Raw genomic sequence first — 20,573 nt, 5'->3', positions numbered from 1 at the left:
AATCTGCTAGGGAGTTATCGTTACTCGCTCCAAACACGATAGACTGGAAGATGTGTTTACTGCGCCCTAAAACTCTTTGAGAGGGTTGGGCGCCCCATAGACTTACAGGAGGACATGTGCTGAGCGCATTCGGGCGAGTCGTCAAGACCGCCGATTTGCGGCGTAAGCTGCTGTTTACCCTGGCAATGATTGTGCTGTACCGCGTGGGCACTTTCATCCCCGCGCCAGGCGTTTCCTACGGAAATGTACAGCAGTGTCTGAACGCCAATGTTACGAGCGGTGGCGTCTACGATATCGTCAACCTCTTCAGTGGTGGCGCACTGTTGCAGCTTTCGATCTTTGCCCTCGGCGTGATGCCGTACATTACCGCGTCCATTATCATCCAGCTGTTGCGCGTGGTTATCCCGCGCTTCCAGGAACTGCACGATGAAGGCGCGCAGGGTCAGGCAAAGCTCACCCAGTACACCCGTTACCTGACCATCGCCCTTGCCCTGCTGAACGCAACCACCATCGTCTCGATGGCACGCTCCGGCGTTCTGCTGGGTAACTGCCCCGGCATCATCCCCCAGGACGACGTACTGCACATCCTGCTGATTATCGTCACCCTGTGTGCGGGTACCACCGTCATCATGTGGATGGGCGAGCAGATTACCGAGCGTGGCGTCGGCAACGGCATGTCCCTGCTGATCTTCACCTCCATCGCTTCCTCCTTCCCGAGCGCTCTGGGCTCCATCCAGCGCACCCACGGTTGGGGTATCTTCGCGGCTGTCTGCGGTATTGGCCTGCTGGTCATGCTTGCCGTGGTTTACGTGGAACAGTCCGTTCGCCGTATTCCCGTGCAGTACGCAAAGCGCATGATTGGTCGACGCACCATTGGCGGCACCAGCACCTACATCCCGCTGAAGGTCAACATGGCCGGCGTGATCCCGCTGATCTTCGCCTCCTCTCTGCTGACCCTGCCCGGTCTGATTGCCCAGTTCAACACCCCCACCAACGGCTCCACCCCGCCGGACTGGGTTAACTGGATCAACGCATACCTGGTGCGTGGCGACCACCCGCTGTACATTGCTCTCTACTTCTTCATGATTATTGGCTTCGCCTACTTCTACGTGGCGGTCACCTTCGACCCGGTGGAAGTAGCGGACAATATGAAGAAGTACGGTGGCTTCATCCCCGGTATTCGTGCCGGCAAGCCCACCGAGCGTTACCTCAGCTACGTACTCAACCGAATTACGTTGCCTGGCGCACTTTACCTGGGTGTAATTTCCATGATTCCCCTGGTAGCGCTTATCCTATTCAACGCAAACCAGAATTTCCCGTTCGGCGGCGCCTCGCTGCTGATCGTGGTGGGTGTTGGTCTTGATACTCTCAAGCAGATCAACGCTCAGCTCCAACAACGAAACTACGAAGGACTGCTCCGATGAACCGTCTGCTCATCGTCGGCCCTCCCGGTGCAGGTAAGGGCACCCAGGCCGTCAAGATTGCTGAAGCGCTGAAGATTCCCGCGATTTCCACCGGTGATATCTTCCGCAAGAACATCAAGGAAGAGACCGAGCTGGGCAAGGAAGCGAAGTCGTACATCGACTCCGGCAACCTGGTTCCCGACTCCGTCACCAACAACATGGTGCGCGCACGCCTGGAGGAAAGCGACGTCGTCAACGGCTTCCTGCTCGACGGCTACCCCCGCAACACCTCCCAGGTGCACGAGCTGGACTCCATCCTCGAAGCCAAGGGCGAGAAGATCGACCGCGTTCTCCTGCTGGTTGCAGACAACGACGAACTCGTCGAGCGTCTGCTCAACCGCGCAGCAGAGCAGGGTCGCACCGATGACAACGAAGAGGTCATCCGTCACCGCCTGAAGGTCTACGAAGAAGAGACCGCACCGCTGATCGCAATCTACCGCGAACGCGGCATCGTCAAGGAAGTTAACGGCCTCGGCGAGATTGCTGAAGTCACCGAGCGCATCCTCGACGCTCTGAAGTAATCTTCTGCTGTACCCCCGCAATTTGGGATGCATGATGCATCACAAAGACTTGCGGGGGTACAGTGCTGTCTGTAGAGTTCTAAGCTTGGGCGTACCGCCCCACATACCTAAGGAGTCAGAATGGCACGAGTCGAAATCAAAACCAACGCACAGCTTCAGCAGATGGCTCGTGCAGGCGTCATTACCAGCCGTGCACTCGATGCGGCAGTGGCGGCAGCCCGCCCCGGCGTAACCACCGCAGAGGTGAACGCCGCCTTTGAACGCACCATGCTGGAGCTGGGTGGCACCTCCAACTTCTACGGCTACTACGACTACCCGGCGACCGTATGCACATCCGTCAACCACGAGGTTGTTCACGGCATCCCCGGCGACTACGTGCTCAAGGACGGCGATATTCTCTCCATCGACGGTGGCGCATACGTCATCGACCCCGCTACCAACCGCCAGTGGCACGGTGACTCGGCGCGCACCGTACTGGTTGGTGACAACATAAGCGAAGCCCGCGCGGAGCTCTCCGCCGTCACCCGCGAGGCGATGTGGCACGGCATTGCCGCTCTGGCAACCGCAAAGAAGGTCGGCGAAATTGGTCTTGCCATTGAAGCATACGTGACCGAAGAATACGGCGATAAGTACGGCATCATTGAAGACTACGTGGGTCACGGTATCGGCTCCCAGATGCACATGGCACCGGACGTACTGAACTATGCAGTGCGTGACATGGGCCCGAAGATCAAGCCCGGCATGGCTTTCGCCATCGAACCGATGCTCGTCACCGGTTCCATCGAGACCAAGGTACTCTCTGACGACTGGACCGTTGTGACCGTTGACGGCTCCGATGCATGCCAGTGGGAGCACTCCGTTGCTGTGCACAGCGAAGGCATCTGGGTCCTGACCGCAGAAGATGGCGGCGCAAGCGAACTTGCTCGCTTCGGCGTAACCCCGGTTCCGATCCCCGCCTAAGTCCCACCACTGGGGGAGGGGAACCCACCTTTAGCTGCCCCACCTCCACCCGAAGAAACCGGCGAATCCGGTCTGGTGCGTGATAGCGCATCCGAAAGCATCCACATCACAAGGAAGAAGCTCCATGAGCGAAACTCTCAACAGCAGCGAGGCATCCGCGCCCGCTGCGACCAAGGTGCCGGTTGAAATCTCGAACGTTCGCCCCGCACCCGGCCAGATTGCCCTGAAAGCACCGCGCCGTGCGAAGCCGCCCAAGCACATCGCTGACTTCGATATGGCTGGCCGCCGCGAATTTCTGAAGGAACTGGGCTACCAGTCGTTCCGTGCGTCCCAGCTGTCCAAGCACTATTTTGAGCGTCTGGTCACTGACCCCGCAGAGATGACTGACCTGCCGGCTAAGGACCGCGAGCAGATGGTTGCCCAGGCGATGCCGCAGCTTCTGACCCCGGTCCGTACCCTGGAAGCTGACGGTGGCGACACCCTGAAGGTTGTGCACCGCCTCTTTGACGGTGCGCTCATCGAGTCCGTCATCATGCGCTATGACAACCGTGTGACCATGTGCATCTCTTCGCAGGCTGGCTGCGGTATGAACTGCCCCTTCTGTGCAACCGGTCAGCAGGGTTTGACCCGTAACCTGTCCACTGCAGAAATTGTGGAGCAGGTCATTGCCGGTGCCCGCTACCTGAAGCAGATGAAGGGCCTGGAAGAAGCAGAAGGCGGTTCTGAGGATACTCGTCCGCTGCGTGTTTCCAACATTGTCTTCATGGGTATGGGTGAGGCGCTCGCTAACTACAAGGCAACCATGGGTGCTGTGCACCGCCTGATTGACCCTTCGCCCGAGGGCCTCGGTATTTCTGCTCGTGGTCTGACCATGTCGACCGTGGGTCTGGTGCCCGGCATTCGTAAGTTTGAGCTGGAGAAGCTGCCCATTACTTTGGCGCTGTCTCTGCACGCTCCGGATGATGAGCTGCGTGATGAGCTAATCCCGATTAACCAGCGTTGGAAGGTTGACGAGACTCTGGACGCTGCGTACGACTACTACCGTACGACCGGCCGCCGCGTCTCCATTGAGTACGCGCTGATTCGCGATATTAACGATCAGGGCTGGCGTGCGGATCTGCTCGGTAAGAAGCTGGCGCAGCGCGGCCGTGGTTGGGTGCACGTGAACCCGATTCCGCTGAACCCGACCCCGGGTTCGAAGTGGACGGCATCCCGTAAGGGCGTTGAGCAGAACTTTGTGGAGCGTCTGCGTGCCCACGGTATCCCGACGACTATTCGTGATACTCGCGGTTCCGATATTGATGGAGCATGCGGTCAGCTGGCTGCTAAGGAAGATTAAGCAGTTGAGCTGTGACCGGTAAACGGTGCCCCTTTCCTACGGGAGGGAAGTCCTTAAGACTTCCTGGAGCGTGGGGGAGGGGCTTCTTCCTTTTAAACCTTAAGTGCCTGATGTCATAAAAATCACGGTTGTTTTTCCACGGTCTTTGCCGTAGAGTTAACAGTTGGTTGTTTGTGCCAGTGTTAAGTGCGCCTTAAAACGCCCTAGCGCCTCACCGCGGTGAGCTCACAAGCAGAAGATACATTTGCCCGCCGCACCTGCGACGGGCACCGACGTTAGCGGAGGATATGGCTAAGAAAGACGGCGTCATCGAGATTGAAGGCTCTGTGGTTGAAGCTCTGCCCAACGCGATGTTCCGTGTTGAGCTGGATAACGGCCACAAGGTTCTCGCACACATCTCGGGCAAGATGCGTCAGCACTACATTCGCATCCTGCCTGAGGACCGAGTAGTAGTGGAACTGAGCCCCTACGACCTTTCCCGAGGTCGTATCGTCTACCGTTACAAGTAAACCCGAGATAAACGTCGCCTCTGGCGGCGTTTAAATCGTGTTCAAAGGGATAACGCAGTTCCCCAACGTAAGTGAGGGAACCTCTTATCTCGCCAGTAATCAAGTTGCAATCAAAAGGAATGCGATGAAGGTCAAGCCGAGCGTTAAGCCGATCTGCGATAAGTGCAAGGTGATCCGCCGTCACGGTGTGGTCATGGTGATCTGCGAAAACCCGCGCCACAAGCAGCGCCAGGGCTAATCCCTAGCAGCTGACTTCATAGCCGCCCTGTAAGAGGGCGGAATTGTCATAGGCACCGCTCCGAAGCAACGCCAACGAGGCGCCTTCGGATACCTCCGGACTCAGAGGCCGGGGACCGGGTCAGAACAACCCGGGCAGTGATGCTATAGACCTCTGGAAAACAACAAGGAGAAGCCAGTATGGCACGTCTCGCTGGAGTTGATATTCCCCGCGAAAAGCGCGTGGAAGTTGCTCTCACTTACATCTACGGCGTGGGCAAGACCCGTGCACACGAAACCCTCGCTGCTACCGGCGTCAACCCTGACACCCGCGTCAAGGACCTGACCGACCAGGAGCTCGTGGCACTTCGTGACTTCATCGAAGGCAACTACAAGGTTGAAGGTGATCTTCGCCGCGAGGTTGCAGCTGACATCCGCCGTAAGGTTGAAATCGGTTCCTACCAGGGCCTGCGCCACCGCCGCGGCCTGCCGGTTCACGGTCAGCGCACCAAGACTAACGCACGTACCCGCAAGGGCCCGAAGCGTACCGTCGCAGGTAAGAAGAAGTAAGCAACGTTGCTCTGTTGGATATCTCTATCCGACCAACGTATTAGAAAACCTTTGTAGGAGAATCAAAAATGCCTCCCAAGACTCGCGCTGCGGCAGCTCGTAAGACCAACCGCCGCAAGGTTAGCAAGAACATCGTTGCTGGTCAGGCTCACATCAAGTCGACCTTCAACAACACCATCGTCTCCATCACCGATCCCACCGGTGCAGTGATCTCCTGGTCCTCCGCTGGCGACATGGGCTTCAAGGGCTCCCGTAAGTCCACCCCCTACGCCGCACAGCTGGCTGCTGAGGCTGCTGCAAACCGCGCCAAGGAGCACGGCGTCCGCAAGGTTGACGTGTTCGTCAAGGGCCCCGGTTCCGGTCGCGAAACCGCAATCCGCTCCCTGCAGGCTGCAGGCCTCGAGGTCGGTTCGATCCAGGACGTTACCCCCGTTGCACACAACGGTTGCCGTCCCCCGAAGCGCCGCCGCGTCTAATTAGGTCCCTGACCTAATCCCTCGACGGGTACGCTCCACGGAGCTGTACCCGGAGAGTACAGACACCCGTCTGCTTCCTAAGATATGTTTTCCCCAACCTGTGGGCTCATATAGCGGAGCTCACCGAAAGGAAACAAAGTGCTTATTGCACAGCGCCCCACTCTGACTGAAGAGGTCGTAGCGCCCAACCGCTCGCGCTTCACCATCGAGCCTCTGGAGCCCGGTTTCGGCTACACCATGGGTAACTCCCTCCGCCGTACTCTGCTGTCCTCCATCCCCGGCGCCGCTGTTACCAGCGTCCGCATTGATGGCGTACTGCACGAGTTCAGCACCGTTCCCGGCGTGACCGAGGACGTCACTGAGATCATCTTGAACATCAAGAAGCTCTCCATCTCTTCTGAGAACGACGAGCCCGTCGTGGCCTACCTGCGCAAGCAGGGCGAAGGTGAACTGACCGCAGGCGACATCGAGGTTCCCGCTGGCGTGGAGATCCACAACCCGGAACTGCACCTGGCAACCCTGAACGCCTCGGCAAACTTCAACGCTGAGCTGGTTATCGAGCGCGGTCGCGGCTACGTGACTGCAGCTCAGAACAAGGTCGGCGATGGCGAGATTGGCCGTATCCCGGTTGACTCCATCTACTCCCCGGTTCTGAAGGTTACCTTCAGCGTGAACGCGACCCGTGTTGAGCAGCGCACCGACTTCGACAGCCTGACCCTGGACGTCGAAACCAAGGAAGCCATCGCACCGCGTGACGCCGTTGCTTCTGCAGGCAGCACCCTGGTCGAGCTCTTCGGCCTGGCACGTGAGCTGAACATTGCAGCTGAGGGTATCGAAGTTGGCCCGTCGCCCGCCGACGAGTCCATGGCCGCTGATTTGGCACTGCCGATCGAGGACCTGAACATGTCCGTCCGCTCCTACAACTGCCTCAAGCGCGAGGGCATCCACACCGTGGGTGAGCTCGTGACCCGCAGTGAAGCTGACCTGATGGACATCCGTAACTTCGGTGCTAAGTCCATTGACGAGGTCAAGGCAAAGCTCATCGAGCTCGGCCTGGCTTTGAAGGACTCCCCTCCCGGTTTCGAGCCTGCTGCACGCCCGCTTGATGACGAAGACGGTTCCGGCGAATAATTTCGACCGAATAGTTCACCCGGTTCCACCGGGATCAGTCAAACTTGATTCCCTAAGAGGCTCCGCTGCTGGGGCGTTAGGGAACGCAACTATGGAGATTTAACTATGCCTACTCCCACTAAGGGTCCCCGCCTCGGCGGTTCCCCGACCCACGAGCGCCACATGCTCAACAACCTGTCGGCGCAGCTGTTCCAGCACAAGCGCATCACCACCACCCTGACCAAGGCAAAGCGCCTGCGTCCGGTGGCAGAGCGCTTCATCACCTTCGGTAAGAAGGGCGACCTGGCTGCTCGCCGTCGCGTGCTGCGTTCCATCACCGACAAGTCCGTCGTGCACGAGCTCTTCACCGTTATTGCTCCGGCAATGGCAGAGCGCCCCGGTGGTTACACCCGCATCATCAAGATCGGTAACCGTAAGGGTGACAACGCTCCCATGGCAGTCATCGAGCTCGTCATGGAGCCCGTTGCAACCAAGGGTGCAGTTGCTGAGGCAACCAAGGTTGCTGAGAAGGCAGCTGAGGCTCCCAAGGCTGAAGCAGCTGAGGGCCTGCCGGCAGGTTCCCACGCACCCCTGGAGTCCGGCGAGGCTCCCGAGGGCTTCGAGGTTAAGGGTAACGCCGATTCCATGAAGTACCACGTGCCCGGTTCCCGCTGGTACTCCAGCACCAAGGCTGAAATCTGGTTCGACTCCGCTGAGTCGGCAGAGGCTGCAGGTTACGCCCCCGCAGGTGGCGCAGCAGCACAGAAGGTTTCCGAGTAATACGGATCCCAGCTGATTTAGGCTAAGCCTAAAATATGTCAATCCGCCGTCCACTGCTGTGGGCGGCGGATTGGTGTATCTGCATACTTAACAAGGAGACGGTTCTTTGCGTATTCGCTAATACAAGAGCCGGCCCGTATTCTTCAACCGTCCTTTACCGCTGAAAGGCACACCAATGCATAACGCTACTGCTTTAGAGAACCGTGAAGAACAGCCCTTCACTGCTACGCACCGCGTGCGAATTGATTGTGCCTACGACGGTTCTCTTTTTAGCGGGTGGGCTGCCCAACCGAACCTGGTTACCGTGCAGGGGGTCATTGAGAACGCCCTTGAACTGATTTTGCGGGCGCCTCACCGCGTGGTGGTCGCGGGCCGAACCGATGCCGGTGTGCATGCGGAAGCCCAGACCCTGCATTGCGATTTGAACGATGAGGATTGGACTCGCCTGCAAGGTCGAACGGGGGAGGACGACCCGACGGCTGCCCTGGGCCGCCGCCTCACCGGTGCTCTTCAGCGTTGTCTTTACGATGCGGAAGAGCAGTTGAACTTGCCGAAGAACGTTCGCGGTATTCTGCAGGGTGCTATTCAGATTCACCGCGTGAGCGAAGTTTCTTTTGAATTTGATGCGCGCTTCTCGGCTACCGGTCGCCGCTACGTATATCGCATTGCAGATGGCGCGGCGGACGGTCTTAATCCTCTGCACCGTACCTACACCTGGGCGGTACCTGAGCACCTGGATTGTGCTGATCTTAACCAGTCGGCGCAGCAGCTACTCGGCCTGCGTGATTTTCTCTCCTTCTGCAAGCCGCGTGAAGGCGCGACCACGATTCGTGAGCTGCGAGAGCTTAGCTTCACTCGTGCTGAAAGTGGCCTTATTGAGGTGCGTGTGGTGGCTGATGCCTTCTGTCATCACATGGTGCGTTCACTTGTGGGTGCGTTGGTGCTCTACGGCACGGGTAAACGTGACGCGGCCTGGTTGCGTGAGCGGATCGAGAACCCGGGACGCGAAGCTTCGCTGACTCTTGCGCCTCCGCATGCTCTGGCACTAGCTGAGATTTACTACCCTGCCCCGGAGTTGTATGGAGAGCAGGCGGAACGTGCTCGAGCAAAGCGCGAGGACCACGAAGCGCAGAGCGCTTAACGCCCTGTATATATTGAGCCCCGTCACGTTGCTCATGCGCCGTGAAGCGTCGCGGGGGAGCGCAACTACCCCGGGTGAATTACACGGATGGAATTTAAAATGTGTTTAAGACAAAAAAGCCCTATTTTTAAGGCTTTGGCGGTGGATTAAGCACTCGACGTCCTGTATAGTCTTGATATGTTGTGCGTGTTCTACCCGAGCGCGCTCTAAATCGCTGTCTAGTTGCAGGACGTTAAGGCGGTCTAGAGTACGGGCAGAACGGGCGGCAGCTCGGTCCTCACCCGGGTGTTCGTCATGCACGTAAGTAAAAGGCGCGATACCCAACTAAGCGCCGTATGTACATTTCGAGACAAAGGCCAATATTTTGCGCACTTATACTCCCAAGCCCGGCGAAGTCGAGCGCCAGTGGCACGTCATTGACGCCACCGACGTTGTTCTCGGCCGCCTCGCAAGCCAGACCGCTATCCTGCTGCGCGGTAAGCACAAGCCGACTTTTGCTCCCCACGTTGACACCGGTGACTTTGTTATCATCGTGAACGCTGAGAAGGTCGCCCTGACCGGTGCAAAGCTCGAGCAGAAGCGTGCATACCGCCACTCGGGTTACCCCGGCGGTCTGAAGTCCGTGAACTACGCAGAGCTGCTTGAGACCAACCCCGTTCGCGCGGTTGAGAAGGCTGTCAAGGGCATGCTGCCCAAGAACAAGCTTGCTGCACAGCAGCTCAAGAAGCTGAAGGTCTACGCTGGCCCCGAGCACCCGCACGCGGCACAGCAGCCCAAGACCTACGAATTCAACCAGGTCGCCCAGTAATTCGGGCCTACGAGAAACAATAGGAGAAATCGTGGCTCAGAACGAAGAGCTGATCGTAGTCGAGGAAGAGCTGACCAGCTACACCTCGGAGTCCGCTGCTCCCGCAGCGGCTAAGGCAGCACGCCCGGCCCTGACTGTTGCAGGCGCAGCAGTTGGTCGCCGCAAGGAAGCAGTGGCACGCGTTCGCGTTGTGCCCGGTTCCGGCAACTGGACCATCAACGGTCGTAGCCTGGAAGACTACTTCCCCAACAAGCTGCACCAGCAGGACGTCAACCAGCCTTTCAAGCTCCTGGAGCTTGAGGGCGCATACGACGTCATCGCACGCATCAACGGTGGTGGCCCCTCCGGTCAGGCAGGTGCTCTGCGCCTGGGTATCGCTCGTGCACTGAACGAGATCGACCGCGAGAACAACCGCCCCGCACTGAAGAAGGCTGGCTACCTGACCCGTGACGCACGCGTCATCGAGCGTAAGAAGGCTGGTCTTAAGAAGGCACGCAAGGCTTCGCAGTTCTCCAAGCGTTAATCGCTGGTTTTCACGAAGCGTTACGCCCCGCTTCTCCTTCGGGAGATTCGGGGCGTTTTGCGTATCTACTCACCGTGAGCGTTACAAGGTTATAGGGTGCATATAACTGTTACGTTTGTTCATCGAAGAGCACACCGGTAGAGTTAAAGAGTCAAAGCAGACAGGAAGAAAAGAGTACTCATGGCAGAGCAGAATCCCTCCACCCAGCCCGAAGAGAAGGCAGTGGAGGCTCCTCAGGCTGAAGCCCACCAGCACGCCGCTGAAGGCGCACACGCACACACCGGTTCTGAGAAGAAACAAGCCATCAAGGAAGCCCTGAAGCCCCAGGCACGCCGCACCTCCGTTGTCGAAGACTACTCGGCAGAGCTGGACGAAATGGCTTCCCTCACCCGCGCCCTCGGCAAGGACAAGAAGGACGACGAAACCTCGCAGGCATGGAAGAAGGGTTACCCCTACGACACCAAGCTCAGCCGTAAGGCATACGAGAAGGAAAAGCGTGCCCTGCAGATTGAGCTGCTGAAGTTGCAGCTCTGGGCTAAGTCCACCGGTCAGAAGATTCTCATCATCTTTGAGGGCCGTGACGCAGCAGGTAAGGGTGGCTCCATCAAGCGCTTCACCGAGCACCTGAACCCCCGTGGCGCTCGCGTTGTGGCACTGGAGAAGCCGACCGACATCGAACAGACCCAGTGGTACTTCCAGCGTTACATCAAGCACCTGCCCTCCGGCGGCGAAATCGTCCTGATGGACCGCTCCTGGTACAACCGTGCCGGCGTTGAGCGCGTTATGGGCTACTGCACCCAGGCACAGTACTTCGAGTTCATGCGCGAAGTTCCGGACCTGGAGCGCATGCTGGTGAACTCCGGTATCCACATCATCAAGTTCTGGTTCTCCGTCACCCGCGAAGAGCAGCTCGCACGCTTCACCTCCCGCCGTACCGACCCGGTTCGCCAGTGGAAGCTTTCTCCCACCGACCTGGCATCCCTGGATAAGTGGGACGACTACACCGCGGCAAAGGAAGCAATGTTCTTCTACACCCACACCGGTGACGCTCCCTGGACCGTTATCAAGTCCAACGACAAGAAGCGCGCACGTCTGGAAGCAATGCGTTACGTGCTCTCCCAGTTCGACTACCCCTCCAAGGATGAGGCAGTCGTGGGCGAGCTCGACTCGCTGATCGTTCGCTCCGCATCACACGTCTTCGAGGACGAGTCCGGTGACTCCCCCGACGGCTTCCCCGTCGTCAAGTAAGCGTTGAGAGATAAGGGAGAGTAATAACTCAACCTTGCGGCGGTATAACCGCTAAACAGCTTGCCCTGTGAAGGTGTCTGCCTCTCTTTTCCCTCTCTGGGAACTGAGAGCAGGCACCTTTGCGCGTCTACAGAAACATTAGCTATGAAGCAGATATGTAGCCGCTGAAAATCACTTTCTGATTCTGAAGAAAATACGGTGTATACGCCTGAGGAGAGTTATGCGCATCGTAAAATAAAAGGGTGACTGAACGACTTTTTGGAACCGACGGCGTACGCGGTCTGGCAAACGATGTAATTACTCCCGCCCTGGCTATGGAGCTCGCGCAGGCGGCCTCTATTGTGCTGGGCTTTGACACGGTAGAAGAGGGTGTACGCCCCCGTGCCGTGATCGCAAATGACTCCCGATCCTCTGCAGACTTTATTGTCTCTGCGATGAAGGCTGGCTTCGCTAGCGCAGGTGTTGACGTGCTGGACGCCGGCATTGTCCCCACCCCCGCAGCAGCTTACCTGGTGGCACACACCGGTGCTGACTTCGGCGTGATGATTTCTGCATCGCACAACCCCGCAGCGGACAACGGCATTAAGTTCCTGGCCCGAGGCGGCCAGAAGCTGGAAGACTCCGTTGAGGACGCCATTGAGCGCGTTTACCGCGAGAAGTCCTTCCGCTACCCGACCGGTGGTGCTGTGGGTACCGTCAAGCCCCTGGAGAACGGTACCGAGGCTTACGTGAAGCACCTGGTCTCCACCCTGCCCGAAGGCAAGCCCCTTGCTGGCATGAAGATTGTTCTGGACTGCGCAAACGGTGCGGCCTACGCGGCATCCCCGGCAACCTTCGAGGCACTGGGTGCAGAGGTCATCGCACTGGCTGTAGAGCCCAATGGCACCAACATCAACGACGGTGTGGGCTCCACCCACCCCGAGAAGCTGCAGGCAGCAGTCGTTGAGCACGGCGCGGACCTCGGCATCGCCCACGACGGCGACTCCGACCGTTGCCAGGCAGTTGACGAAAAGGGCAACTTGGTAGACGGCGACCAGATCATGGCTATCCTTGCTGTTGCCGCTAAGCGCGAAGGTAAGCTCGCAAAGGACACCCTCGTCGCAACCGTGATGAGCAGCCTGGGCCTGGAGCTGTACCTGCGCGAGCACGGCATTACCCTCGGCCGCACCGCTGTGGGCGACCGCTACGTCCTCGAGTCTATGCGCGAGCACGGCTACAACCTCGGCGGTGAGCAGTCCGGCCACGTTATCATGAGCGACTACGCAACCACCGGTGACGGCGTTCTGACCGGCATCCAGCTGGCTGCAGAGGTTGCACGAAGCGGCCAGACCCTCTCGAATCTGGCATCCCGTATGCAGCCCACCCCGCAGCGTCTGATCAATGTCAAGGGTGTTGACCGTGCGGCTGTGAAGACCAATGAGGCGCTCGCTACCGCTGTGAGCGAGGCTGAGGGCGTACTGGGTGAGAGCGGCCGCGTGCTACTGCGTGCATCCGGCACCGAGCCTCTGGTGCGTGTGATGGTTGAAGCTGCAACTCAGGAGCAGGCTGATGAGGTTGCTCAGCAGCTGGCTGACGTTGTGGCTAAGGAACTGGCACTCTAAACGTATTCTTCCTTAGCGGAGGATCGAGAAAGGGCTGGGAAGGTAACATCTTCCCAGCCCTTCTTCGTTATCTTGATTGGGCGCAGGGGAAAGAGGATGCGGAAAACCCCCGCATCCACAGGGGATACGGGGGTTTGAAACTTAGTGGTAGAGAGCAGAGAAATTACTTCTTTGCCAGAGCGTCGCGGATCTCCTTGAGGAGTGCAATCTCGGTCTCTTCCTTTTCAACAGCCTCGTCTTCAGCCTTCTTCTTAGCCAGTGCGATTTCAGTCAGCTTCTGAGTGGGGACAACAACTGCGAAGTACACAGCAACTGCAATCAGGATGAAGTTGACAACAGCGGTCAGGAACACGCCAACCTTGATCTGGCCGAAGACCAGGAACTCATCGAAGTTGGGGGACTTAACCAGCATCGAGATAGCGGGCATCAGGACGGACTGGACAAGTGCGTTCACCACAGCGGTGAAGGCGGTACCCATGATCAGACCAACTGCGAGGTCGATGACGTTACCGCGAATCAGAAAATCTTTAAAACCCTTAAGCATGAGATATAGAATAGCGCCTTTTAGGTGTTCAAAATGCCATATTCTGAGAAAATTTTCGCTGTAAAGCATGTGTTTTTATTCACAGTGGTTCTGTGGCACCCAATACTTAAGGTCTAGGTCACATAAAGGTGAGTAAAAATCTCTGAAACCTGCGAAAAACCGCGGATTTACAGGACTTGTACGCGAAAAAATATGCATCTACTGTGCCTATTTAATTCCGACATGGAAGCCAGAAATACGACACGCATCACCACTCGACGCACCGGACAAAGCCAAAAACTTAGCTCAGAGCCTAGTTCGCACTTGCATAATCGGGTGCCGCACCCGTACCGATAAACTCCTCAAAAGTCTTCGCGCCCGAAGACACATACTCCTGAGCAATCTGCACACCCACATAGCGGTAATGCCACGGCTCAAAACGATAACCGGTCACCGATTGACGACCATCAGGGAAGCGCAAAATATATCCGTAACGCGGAGCGTTCTTCGCCAACCACTGACCAGCCAGCGTATCGCGATAACACTCCTCCAAACGGCAACCCTCAGGAGAAGCAAAATCAATCGCCAAGCCCGTCTGATGCTCCGAATAGCCGGGACGAGCCGATAACTGGTCCGCCACCTGTTGACCGTTCACCGAAACCCAATACTGATAGGTCTGCTGCTGCACCGCATACGAACGATACGCGCTAGAAACAAGCAGAGTCACGCCATCAGTAGCAGCCGCATCAATCATCGTATCCGCTGCCTTAGCCGCCTCAGCGCGCAATTGATGACCGTAGAACTCCACCAGGTCATTCGGCTCCCAATCCTGCTGCGCAAAGGGACGCATCTTATTCACGAGGCAACGCAAAGAATCCGGCTGAGACTCAACACTCGGCTGAGCAAGCGCCAACGGGGAAGAAGACACGCTCGCAGAAGTCGAAGCGCTGGCAGAAGCACCGGTTGCAGAAGCAACAGGGGAGGGCGCGGCAGAAGAGGCTGCCGCAGTGGAAGAGACACTAGAAGAAGCCGCCGAAGCCGTCGCAGACTCAGAGGCAGAAGCGCTCGCTGCAGAAGATGACGAGGCGGCACCCTGACCCTGCGAGCCACCCTGCGAACCACAAGCCGCCAATAGTGCGGTACCGCCAACCCCCAAAGCGGCACCCAAGAGGGTGCGGCGGTTTACCGCAGAACCATTAAGAGACTCCTGAGCGGTAGACGTACGGTGCAGAGACAACACAATAACTCCTCATCATGGCGTAGATGCAAACAAAAAGCGCCGGAAGCCTAAACCCACCCAGCGAGGGAGTGGAGCCTCCGGCGCCTTCTACTAGAATGCACCACAATACCGGCTAAAAGCCGCACACGAACACTAAAAACCTAAAGAACCTCTAGTTCTTACGCAGAAGAACCTGCTCCACGGTATGCTCGGCACCCTTCTGCAGAATTAAATGCGCACGAGCACGAGTCGGCAAAACATTCTGCACCAGATTAGGCTCATTCACGCTCTTCCAAATGCCGGTCGCTACCTCAACCGCCTGCTCATCGCTCAGCTCCGCATAACGCTTGAAATACGACTCCGGATTCGCAAAAGCCGAAGAACGCAGCGTCAAGAAACGATTCACATACCAGCGCTCAATATCCTCAGTGCGGGCATCCACATAAATAGAGAAATCAAAGAAATCACTCAGCGTCAGATCGGAAGTCTCCGGACCCTCAGCCTGAGAAGGCGCCAAAACATTCAAGCCCTCAAGAATCAGAACATCCGGTGCCGTGACCTCAATATGCTCATCCGGCATGATGTCGTAATACAGGTGCGAATACTTAGGCGCAACCACACGCTCAGCGCCAGACTTCACCTGAGACACAAAATTCAATAGAGCGCGGCGATCATACGACTCAGGAAAACCCTTACGATGCATAATGCCGCGACGCTGCAACTCCGCATTCGGGTATAGGAAACCATCCGTAGTCACCAGCTGTACCTTCGGAGTAGAAGGCCAACGACTCAAAAGAGCCTGCAAAATACGAGCCGTCGTCGACTTACCCACCGCAACAGAACCCGCCACACCAATAATGAACGGCACGCGGCGCTGAGACACATGCAGAAAATCATTCGTCATATGGTTCAGCGAAGACGCAGCAGTCACATACAGATTCAGAAGACGAGAAACAGGTAGATAAATACGCTGCACCTCCTCAAGGTCGACAGTTTCACCCAGACCTCGAAGAGACTCAATCTCCTCAGCGCTGAGGGGGACAGAAATCTCATCGGCTAGGTGCGACCAACGGGAACGGTCAAGATGCATGAAACGGTCATCGCCAGAAAAATACGGTGCGGTGCTCATTTATCTAAGTGTACGAACTTTCAGCCCGCGGGGAAAATACCTATCCTCACGGTTTGTCCGAAGAAATAAATTTATGGAAAGAAAAGGGTAAAACCCGAAAAAGCTAGGAAAGCCACAATAAACGTGACGTATAACGGCATTTCACCGTGCGCATATTCGGATACTTGTGGGATAAACTTATAGCATGTGTGGAATCGTAGGATATGTAGGTCTGGACACTGCTCCGGACGGTAACAAGTTTGATCACAACGCATACGATGTGGTCCTCGAAGGTCTGCGCCGCCAGGAATACCGCGGCTATGACTCTGCTGGCGTGGCAGTTGTAAGCCCCGACGGCATCGTATTCCGTAAGAAGGCAGGCAAGCTCCTGAACCTTGAGAACGAGGTCAAGGAACACCCCCTGCCGGACTCCCAGATTGGTATCGGTCACACCCGTTGGGCAACCCACGGTGGACCCACTGACAACAATGCTCACCCCCACGTTGTCGACAACGGCCGCCTCGCCGTCGTTCACAACGGTATTATCGAAAACTTCGCAGAACTGCGCGCTGAACTGCTCGCCGAAGGCGTAGAGTTCGCATCTCAGACCGACACCGAGGTAGCTGCAGCGACCATCGCAAGCATCTACAACAAGCTCGGTACCGGTGACCTCACCGAGGCAGTACGCATCGCGTCCAACCGCCTGGAAGGTGCTTTCACCATCCTGGCAATCCACGCCGACCACCCGGACCGCGTTGTGGCAACCCGCCGCAACTCCCCGCTGGTCATCGGCCTGGGCGAGAACGAGAACTTCCTCGGCTCGGACGTCTCCGCGTTCATTGATCACACCAAGGAAGCCGTCGAAATGGGTCAGGACCAGATCGTGACCATCACCGGCACCGACTACTCCATCATCGACTTCGAAGGCAACCCCGCAGAGGGCAAGCCCTTCCACATCGAATGGGACGCAGCAGCAGCCGAAAAGGGCGGCTACAACTCCTTCATGGAAAAGGAAATCCACGAGCAGCCCGCAGCCGTTGAGCAGACCCTTATGGGCCGCCTCGACGAGAACGGCAACCTGACCCTCGACGAGCTGAACATCGACGACTCGGTGCTGCGCTCGATCGACAAGATCATCGTCGTTGCATGTGGTACCGCAGCATACGCAGGCCAGGTGGCACGCTACGCCATCGAGCACTGGTGCCGCATCCCCACCGAGGTCGAACTCGCACACGAGTTCCGCTACCGCGACCCCATCGTGAACGAGAAGACCCTCATCGTGGCACTCTCGCAGTCCGGTGAAACCATGGACACCCTGATGGCAGTGCGCCACGCACGCGAACAGGGCGCAAAGGTTATTTCCATCTGCAACACCCACGGCTCGACTCTGCCCCGCGAATCCGACGCTGCGCTGTACACCCACGCAGGCCCCGAAATCGCAGTGGCATCCACCAAGGCATTCCTGGCACAGATCACCGCAGCATACCTGCTCGGCCTGTACCTGGCACAGCTGCGCGGCAACAAGTACAAGGACGAAATCGCTTCGATCCTCGCCGAGCTGCAGAACATGCCCGCAAAGATCCAGAAGGTCATCGACAACGACACCCAGGTCAAGGAACTGGGCGTCGAAATGAAGGATGCCTCCTCCGTGATCTTCCTCGGCCGCCACGTGGGCTTCCCCGTCGCAATGGAAGGCGCGCTCAAGCTCAAGGAAATCACCTACATCCACGCTGAAGGCTTCGCAGCAGGCGAGCTCAAGCACGGCCCCATCGCACTGATCGATGAAGGCCAGCCGGTCATCGTAGTGGTTCCCTCCGCAAACGGTCGCGACTCCCTGCACGGCAAGGTCGTCTCCAACATCCAGGAAGTGCGCGCACGCGGCGCCTTCACCATCGTCATCGCCGAGGAAGGCGACGAGGCAGTCAAGCCCTACGCAGACCGCCTCATCACCGTCCCGGCATGCCCCTCGCTGCTGCAGCCCTTGCTGGCAACCGTGCCCCTGCAGATCTTCGCATGCGCACTGGCAGAAGCTAAGGGCCTGGACGTTGACCAGCCGCGTAACCTCGCAAAGTCCGTGACCGTGGAATAATCCTTCTGAAGTAACCTCCTCGGAAATCGCCTCAGCGATAACGAAAGGGCGGTGGTTGAGTTCTTAGAGAACTCGACCACCGCCCTTGTCGTTTAACCAACTCGGTTATTCATGGATGGTCCAACAAAAATAGACGCTGTGAAACGGGCATCAACCGGGCGTCATATTTGACGGTAAACCACCGAAAAGAAACGAATCTCGCTAGACTTAAAACAAGAGAAACCGCAAACAGGACGCGGCCACCACCCTACCGCAGAAGGTGAAGCTCATGATCATGGGAATCGGCGTAGATACCGTCAACATCGAACGATTCGAACGAATCGTGACCGAAACACCCGCCTTCGTCCGCCGTGTCTTTACCCCCAACGAACGCACCCGAAACGTGCGCTCCCAAGCCGTACGATTTGCCGCCAAAGAAGCCGTCGCAAAAGTACTCGGAGCACCCGCAGGACTCAACTGGCAAGACTGCGAAGTAGCCACCGCCGAAAGCGGCCAGCCCTACCTCATCATTCAGGGCACCATCGCCCGCCGAGCCAAAGAACTCGGTATCAACCGCATCCACCTCTCGCTGACCCACGACGAACCCATGGCCATCGCCATCGCAACCGCCGAATACCTCAGCGACGCAGAACTGGCGCACCTGCAAAAGTTCAACCCCGAAAGCTACCGACTCAGCGTTATCGCCGGTGACGGCACTGACGAGGACTAACGCAGAGCCACACCAACACCACACCAGGTGACCCCTAAGGCCCGCACGGTGCCACCCAAGGAGACAGCAATGAAGCTCATCTACACTGCTTCCCAGGTACGCGAAGCAGAAAAGCCCTACATCGAAGCCGCCGACTACGACGGCTACCTCATGCAACGCGCCGCAGACGCCGTCGCAGCCGAAGCGCAGGACCTGCTCCGCGGCAAGGACAACGCCAAAATCCTGTTGCTCATCGGTCCGGGCAACAACGGCGCAGACACCATCTACGCCGGCGCCCGTCTTAGCGTCAAGGGCCACCGCGTTGACGCCATCATCTTCGACCCCAGTGAAAAGAACCTCGAACTCATCGCCCGCGAAGGTGGCGAAGGCACCCGCGTGCTCGACCCTGCCAAAGCACAGGAACACCTGAAGAGCTACGACCTCGTACTCGACGGAATCCTCGGTACCGGAGCAAGCGGCGCCGTACGCGGTAGCGCCGGCGAATACCTGGGCGTACTCCGTGCAGCGCAGCTCGACGGCAAGCTCGGCGCAGTCCTCGCCGTAGACACCCCCTCCGGAGTCGACAACAACCGCGGAACCGTGCACGAACCCTCCCTGCGCGCCGACCGCACCGTCACCTTCATCGGTCACAAGCTACCGGCAGGAACCAGCCACAGCGTGCACGCCGGAGATATCAAGCTCTACGACCTGGGCGTACCCGAAGCCCTCAACGCCCACAAGCCCGCCCTGCGCGTCCTCGAGCGCGAAGACTACCGCGAGCTCATCGAAGTACCCGACGAACACTCCCACAAGTACACCCGCGGCGTACTCGGCATGCTCACCGGAAGCCTCGAATACCCCGGCGCAGCCCTCATGAGCGTGCGTGCCGCTCTCAACACCGGCGTGGGCATGGTCCGATTCAACGCCAACTCCCACGAGCTGCGCCAGCTCATGATCGCCCACAACCCCGAAACCGTCTACTTCAGCGGCGCACCCGCCCTGCAGAGGGTCACCGTCTGGGCGGGCGGCTCCGGATCCAGCCACGACTCACTGGATAAGAATCGCTACCTGCTCCACTCACCCGAACCCGCCATCCTCGACGCGGGCGCCTGCGACTTGGCGGCAGAATACATGGCAACCGGTAAGCAGCTCGGCTCCCACAAGATTCTCACCCCGCACGCGGCAGAGCTCGAACGTTTCCTGCGCATCGTGCACGAGCTCGCCCCCGAAGTCTGGACAAAGCACCTGGGCGACGCCATCGTACCCAGCCGCAAGGACATCGACGCAGAGCCCTTCCGTTGGGTGCGTGCCGCCTCCGAACTCTCCGGCGCCACCGTCATGCTCAAGGGCGGCTACACGCTCATTGCAGCACCCAACGGCGCTACCTACAGTGTTGCCGGAGGAAGCCCCTGGCTCGCCACCGCAGGCAGCGGAGACACCCTCACCGGCATCTACGGTGCCCTGCTCGCACAGACCGTAGCCGCCTTCGATGCCCGCGGAGAAGCGCTGGAAGGCTGCACCTTCGCCTCCATCGGTGCGCTCGCAGTCTACCTGCACGGCGAAGCCGCACGTGCCAGCGCCACCGGAAGCGTCAAAGACGCACTGCCCGGCCCGGCGCCCGCAACCCGCGTCGCAGAGATGCTCCCCGAAGTCATCGCCCGGCTCATCGCCGAATAGGGGA

The 20,573-nt window shown here is 58.2% G+C and carries 21 protein-coding genes; 18 read left to right on the top strand and 3 right to left on the bottom strand.

Going from position 1 to position 20,573, the window contains the following annotated elements; genetic code table 11:
* Positions 1-116: 116 nt before the first annotated feature.
* The 15 genes from secY to glmM all read left to right on the top strand — a co-directional run bounded on the left by secY (position 117) and on the right by glmM (position 13,265).
* Positions 117-1,424, top strand: coding sequence for a preprotein translocase subunit SecY (gene secY / locus HXO69_RS00735; RefSeq protein ID WP_070633781.1), 1,308 nt, complete (start codon positions 117-119; stop codon positions 1,422-1,424).
* The gene (locus tag HXO69_RS00730) at positions 1,421-1,984 is read left to right on the top strand and encodes an adenylate kinase (RefSeq protein WP_005505015.1); all 564 of its coding nucleotides are present in this window, start codon (positions 1,421-1,423) and stop codon (positions 1,982-1,984) included. The genes secY and HXO69_RS00730 overlap by 4 nt, the downstream gene beginning before the upstream one ends.
* 120 nt (positions 1,985-2,104) lie before the next feature.
* Positions 2,105-2,944 (top strand): type I methionyl aminopeptidase, encoded by an 840-nt coding sequence (map, locus tag HXO69_RS00725; RefSeq protein WP_296544720.1) that lies wholly within the window; start codon positions 2,105-2,107, stop codon positions 2,942-2,944.
* 124 nt (positions 2,945-3,068) lie between these two features.
* Positions 3,069-4,283 carry a 23S rRNA (adenine(2503)-C(2))-methyltransferase RlmN gene (rlmN, locus tag HXO69_RS00720; protein WP_296544718.1) on the top strand — a complete coding sequence of 405 codons (1,215 nt, stop codon included), beginning with the start codon at positions 3,069-3,071 and terminating at the stop codon, positions 4,281-4,283.
* Between the two features lie 287 nt (positions 4,284-4,570).
* Entirely contained in the window at positions 4,571-4,792 is a 222-nt protein-coding gene (gene infA / locus HXO69_RS00715) for a translation initiation factor IF-1 (RefSeq protein WP_005505018.1), read from the top strand.
* 124 nt (positions 4,793-4,916) lie between these two features.
* Positions 4,917-5,030: a 50S ribosomal protein L36 gene (gene rpmJ, locus HXO69_RS00710; protein ID WP_004005257.1), complete on the top strand. Its 114-nt coding sequence runs from the start codon at positions 4,917-4,919 to the stop codon at positions 5,028-5,030.
* 179 nt (positions 5,031-5,209) lie between these two features.
* The gene (rpsM, locus tag HXO69_RS00705) at positions 5,210-5,578 is read left to right on the top strand and encodes a 30S ribosomal protein S13 (RefSeq protein WP_005505026.1); all 369 of its coding nucleotides are present in this window, start codon (positions 5,210-5,212) and stop codon (positions 5,576-5,578) included.
* A gap of 68 nt (positions 5,579-5,646) precedes the next feature.
* A complete protein-coding gene (rpsK, locus tag HXO69_RS00700; protein WP_005505028.1) occupies positions 5,647-6,054 on the top strand; it encodes a 30S ribosomal protein S11 in 408 nt (135 codons plus the stop codon).
* A gap of 138 nt (positions 6,055-6,192) precedes the next feature.
* Complete coding sequence (locus tag HXO69_RS00695; protein ID WP_005505031.1) at positions 6,193-7,185, top strand: DNA-directed RNA polymerase subunit alpha; 993 nt, start codon at positions 6,193-6,195, stop codon at positions 7,183-7,185.
* Positions 7,186-7,290: 105 nt separating this feature from the next.
* Positions 7,291-7,944 carry a 50S ribosomal protein L17 gene (gene rplQ / locus HXO69_RS00690; protein WP_005505032.1) on the top strand — a complete coding sequence of 218 codons (654 nt, stop codon included), beginning with the start codon at positions 7,291-7,293 and terminating at the stop codon, positions 7,942-7,944.
* A gap of 175 nt (positions 7,945-8,119) precedes the next feature.
* Positions 8,120-9,085, top strand: coding sequence for a tRNA pseudouridine(38-40) synthase TruA (truA, locus tag HXO69_RS00685; RefSeq protein ID WP_296544717.1), 966 nt, complete (start codon positions 8,120-8,122; stop codon positions 9,083-9,085).
* A gap of 364 nt (positions 9,086-9,449) precedes the next feature.
* Complete coding sequence (rplM, locus tag HXO69_RS00680) at positions 9,450-9,893, top strand: 50S ribosomal protein L13 (RefSeq protein WP_005505035.1); 444 nt, start codon at positions 9,450-9,452, stop codon at positions 9,891-9,893.
* A 31-nt stretch (positions 9,894-9,924) separates the two neighbouring features.
* Positions 9,925-10,416, top strand: a complete 492-nt coding sequence (gene rpsI / locus HXO69_RS00675) for a 30S ribosomal protein S9 (protein WP_070541455.1) — start codon at positions 9,925-9,927, stop codon at positions 10,414-10,416.
* A gap of 180 nt (positions 10,417-10,596) precedes the next feature.
* Positions 10,597-11,664 (top strand): polyphosphate kinase 2, encoded by a 1,068-nt coding sequence (gene ppk2 / locus HXO69_RS00670; protein WP_070541458.1) that lies wholly within the window; start codon positions 10,597-10,599, stop codon positions 11,662-11,664.
* Between the two features lie 242 nt (positions 11,665-11,906).
* The gene (glmM, locus tag HXO69_RS00665; protein WP_296544714.1) at positions 11,907-13,265 is read left to right on the top strand and encodes a phosphoglucosamine mutase; all 1,359 of its coding nucleotides are present in this window, start codon (positions 11,907-11,909) and stop codon (positions 13,263-13,265) included.
* 163 nt (positions 13,266-13,428) lie between these two features.
* Here the strand turns inward: glmM and mscL are convergent, their stop codons facing one another.
* The 3 genes from mscL to coaA all read right to left on the bottom strand — a co-directional run bounded on the left by mscL (position 13,429) and on the right by coaA (position 16,136).
* Positions 13,429-13,809 carry a large conductance mechanosensitive channel protein MscL gene (gene mscL, locus HXO69_RS00660; protein ID WP_296544713.1) on the bottom strand — a complete coding sequence of 127 codons (381 nt, stop codon included), beginning with the start codon at positions 13,807-13,809 and terminating at the stop codon, positions 13,429-13,431.
* A 292-nt stretch (positions 13,810-14,101) separates the two neighbouring features.
* Positions 14,102-15,028 carry a M15 family metallopeptidase gene (locus HXO69_RS00655; protein ID WP_296544711.1) on the bottom strand — a complete coding sequence of 309 codons (927 nt, stop codon included), beginning with the start codon at positions 15,026-15,028 and terminating at the stop codon, positions 14,102-14,104.
* Positions 15,029-15,179: 151 nt separating this feature from the next.
* Positions 15,180-16,136 (bottom strand): type I pantothenate kinase, encoded by a 957-nt coding sequence (coaA, locus tag HXO69_RS00650; protein ID WP_005505041.1) that lies wholly within the window; start codon positions 16,134-16,136, stop codon positions 15,180-15,182.
* 184 nt (positions 16,137-16,320) lie between these two features.
* On the opposite strand from coaA, the gene glmS reads away from it, so the two are divergent.
* The 3 genes from glmS to HXO69_RS00635 all read left to right on the top strand — a co-directional run bounded on the left by glmS (position 16,321) and on the right by HXO69_RS00635 (position 20,569).
* On the top strand, positions 16,321-18,204 hold the full coding sequence (gene glmS, locus HXO69_RS00645; RefSeq protein WP_296544709.1) for a glutamine--fructose-6-phosphate transaminase (isomerizing): 1,884 nt from the start codon (positions 16,321-16,323) through the stop codon (positions 18,202-18,204).
* Between the two features lie 268 nt (positions 18,205-18,472).
* On the top strand, positions 18,473-18,913 hold the full coding sequence (locus HXO69_RS00640) for a holo-ACP synthase (protein ID WP_296544707.1): 441 nt from the start codon (positions 18,473-18,475) through the stop codon (positions 18,911-18,913).
* A gap of 69 nt (positions 18,914-18,982) precedes the next feature.
* Positions 18,983-20,569, top strand: coding sequence for a bifunctional ADP-dependent NAD(P)H-hydrate dehydratase/NAD(P)H-hydrate epimerase (locus tag HXO69_RS00635; protein ID WP_296544706.1), 1,587 nt, complete (start codon positions 18,983-18,985; stop codon positions 20,567-20,569).
* Positions 20,570-20,573 lie beyond the last annotated feature (4 nt).

This window comes from Rothia sp. (in: high G+C Gram-positive bacteria) (assembly GCF_015265375.1).
Classification (GTDB): Bacteria; Actinomycetota; Actinomycetes; order Actinomycetales; family Micrococcaceae; genus Rothia.
This window is presented reverse-complemented; position numbering and strand designations above follow the sequence as displayed.

Bases quoted from the DNA above. Each gene is read 5' to 3' on its own strand.
- truA (WP_296544717.1), top strand. From the start codon at position 8,120: ATGCATAACGCTACTGCTTTAGAGAACCGTGAAGAACAGCCCTTCACT.
- rpsM (WP_005505026.1), top strand. From the start codon at position 5,210: ATGGCACGTCTCGCTGGAGTTGATATTCCCCGCGAAAAGCGCGTGGAA.
- rplQ (WP_005505032.1), top strand. From the start codon at position 7,291: ATGCCTACTCCCACTAAGGGTCCCCGCCTCGGCGGTTCCCCGACCCAC.
- ppk2 (WP_070541458.1), top strand. From the start codon at position 10,597: ATGGCAGAGCAGAATCCCTCCACCCAGCCCGAAGAGAAGGCAGTGGAG.
- rpmJ (WP_004005257.1), top strand. From the start codon at position 4,917: ATGAAGGTCAAGCCGAGCGTTAAGCCGATCTGCGATAAGTGCAAGGTG.
- mscL (WP_296544713.1), bottom strand. From the start codon at position 13,809: ATGCTTAAGGGTTTTAAAGATTTTCTGATTCGCGGTAACGTCATCGAC.
- glmS (WP_296544709.1), top strand. From the start codon at position 16,321: ATGTGTGGAATCGTAGGATATGTAGGTCTGGACACTGCTCCGGACGGT.
- HXO69_RS00635 (WP_296544706.1), top strand. From the start codon at position 18,983: ATGAAGCTCATCTACACTGCTTCCCAGGTACGCGAAGCAGAAAAGCCC.
- rlmN (WP_296544718.1), top strand. From the start codon at position 3,069: ATGAGCGAAACTCTCAACAGCAGCGAGGCATCCGCGCCCGCTGCGACC.
- HXO69_RS00640 (WP_296544707.1), top strand. From the start codon at position 18,473: ATGATCATGGGAATCGGCGTAGATACCGTCAACATCGAACGATTCGAA.
- coaA (WP_005505041.1), bottom strand. From the start codon at position 16,136: ATGAGCACCGCACCGTATTTTTCTGGCGATGACCGTTTCATGCATCTT.
- rpsK (WP_005505028.1), top strand. From the start codon at position 5,647: ATGCCTCCCAAGACTCGCGCTGCGGCAGCTCGTAAGACCAACCGCCGC.
- HXO69_RS00730 (WP_005505015.1), top strand. From the start codon at position 1,421: ATGAACCGTCTGCTCATCGTCGGCCCTCCCGGTGCAGGTAAGGGCACC.
- map (WP_296544720.1), top strand. From the start codon at position 2,105: ATGGCACGAGTCGAAATCAAAACCAACGCACAGCTTCAGCAGATGGCT.
- infA (WP_005505018.1), top strand. From the start codon at position 4,571: ATGGCTAAGAAAGACGGCGTCATCGAGATTGAAGGCTCTGTGGTTGAA.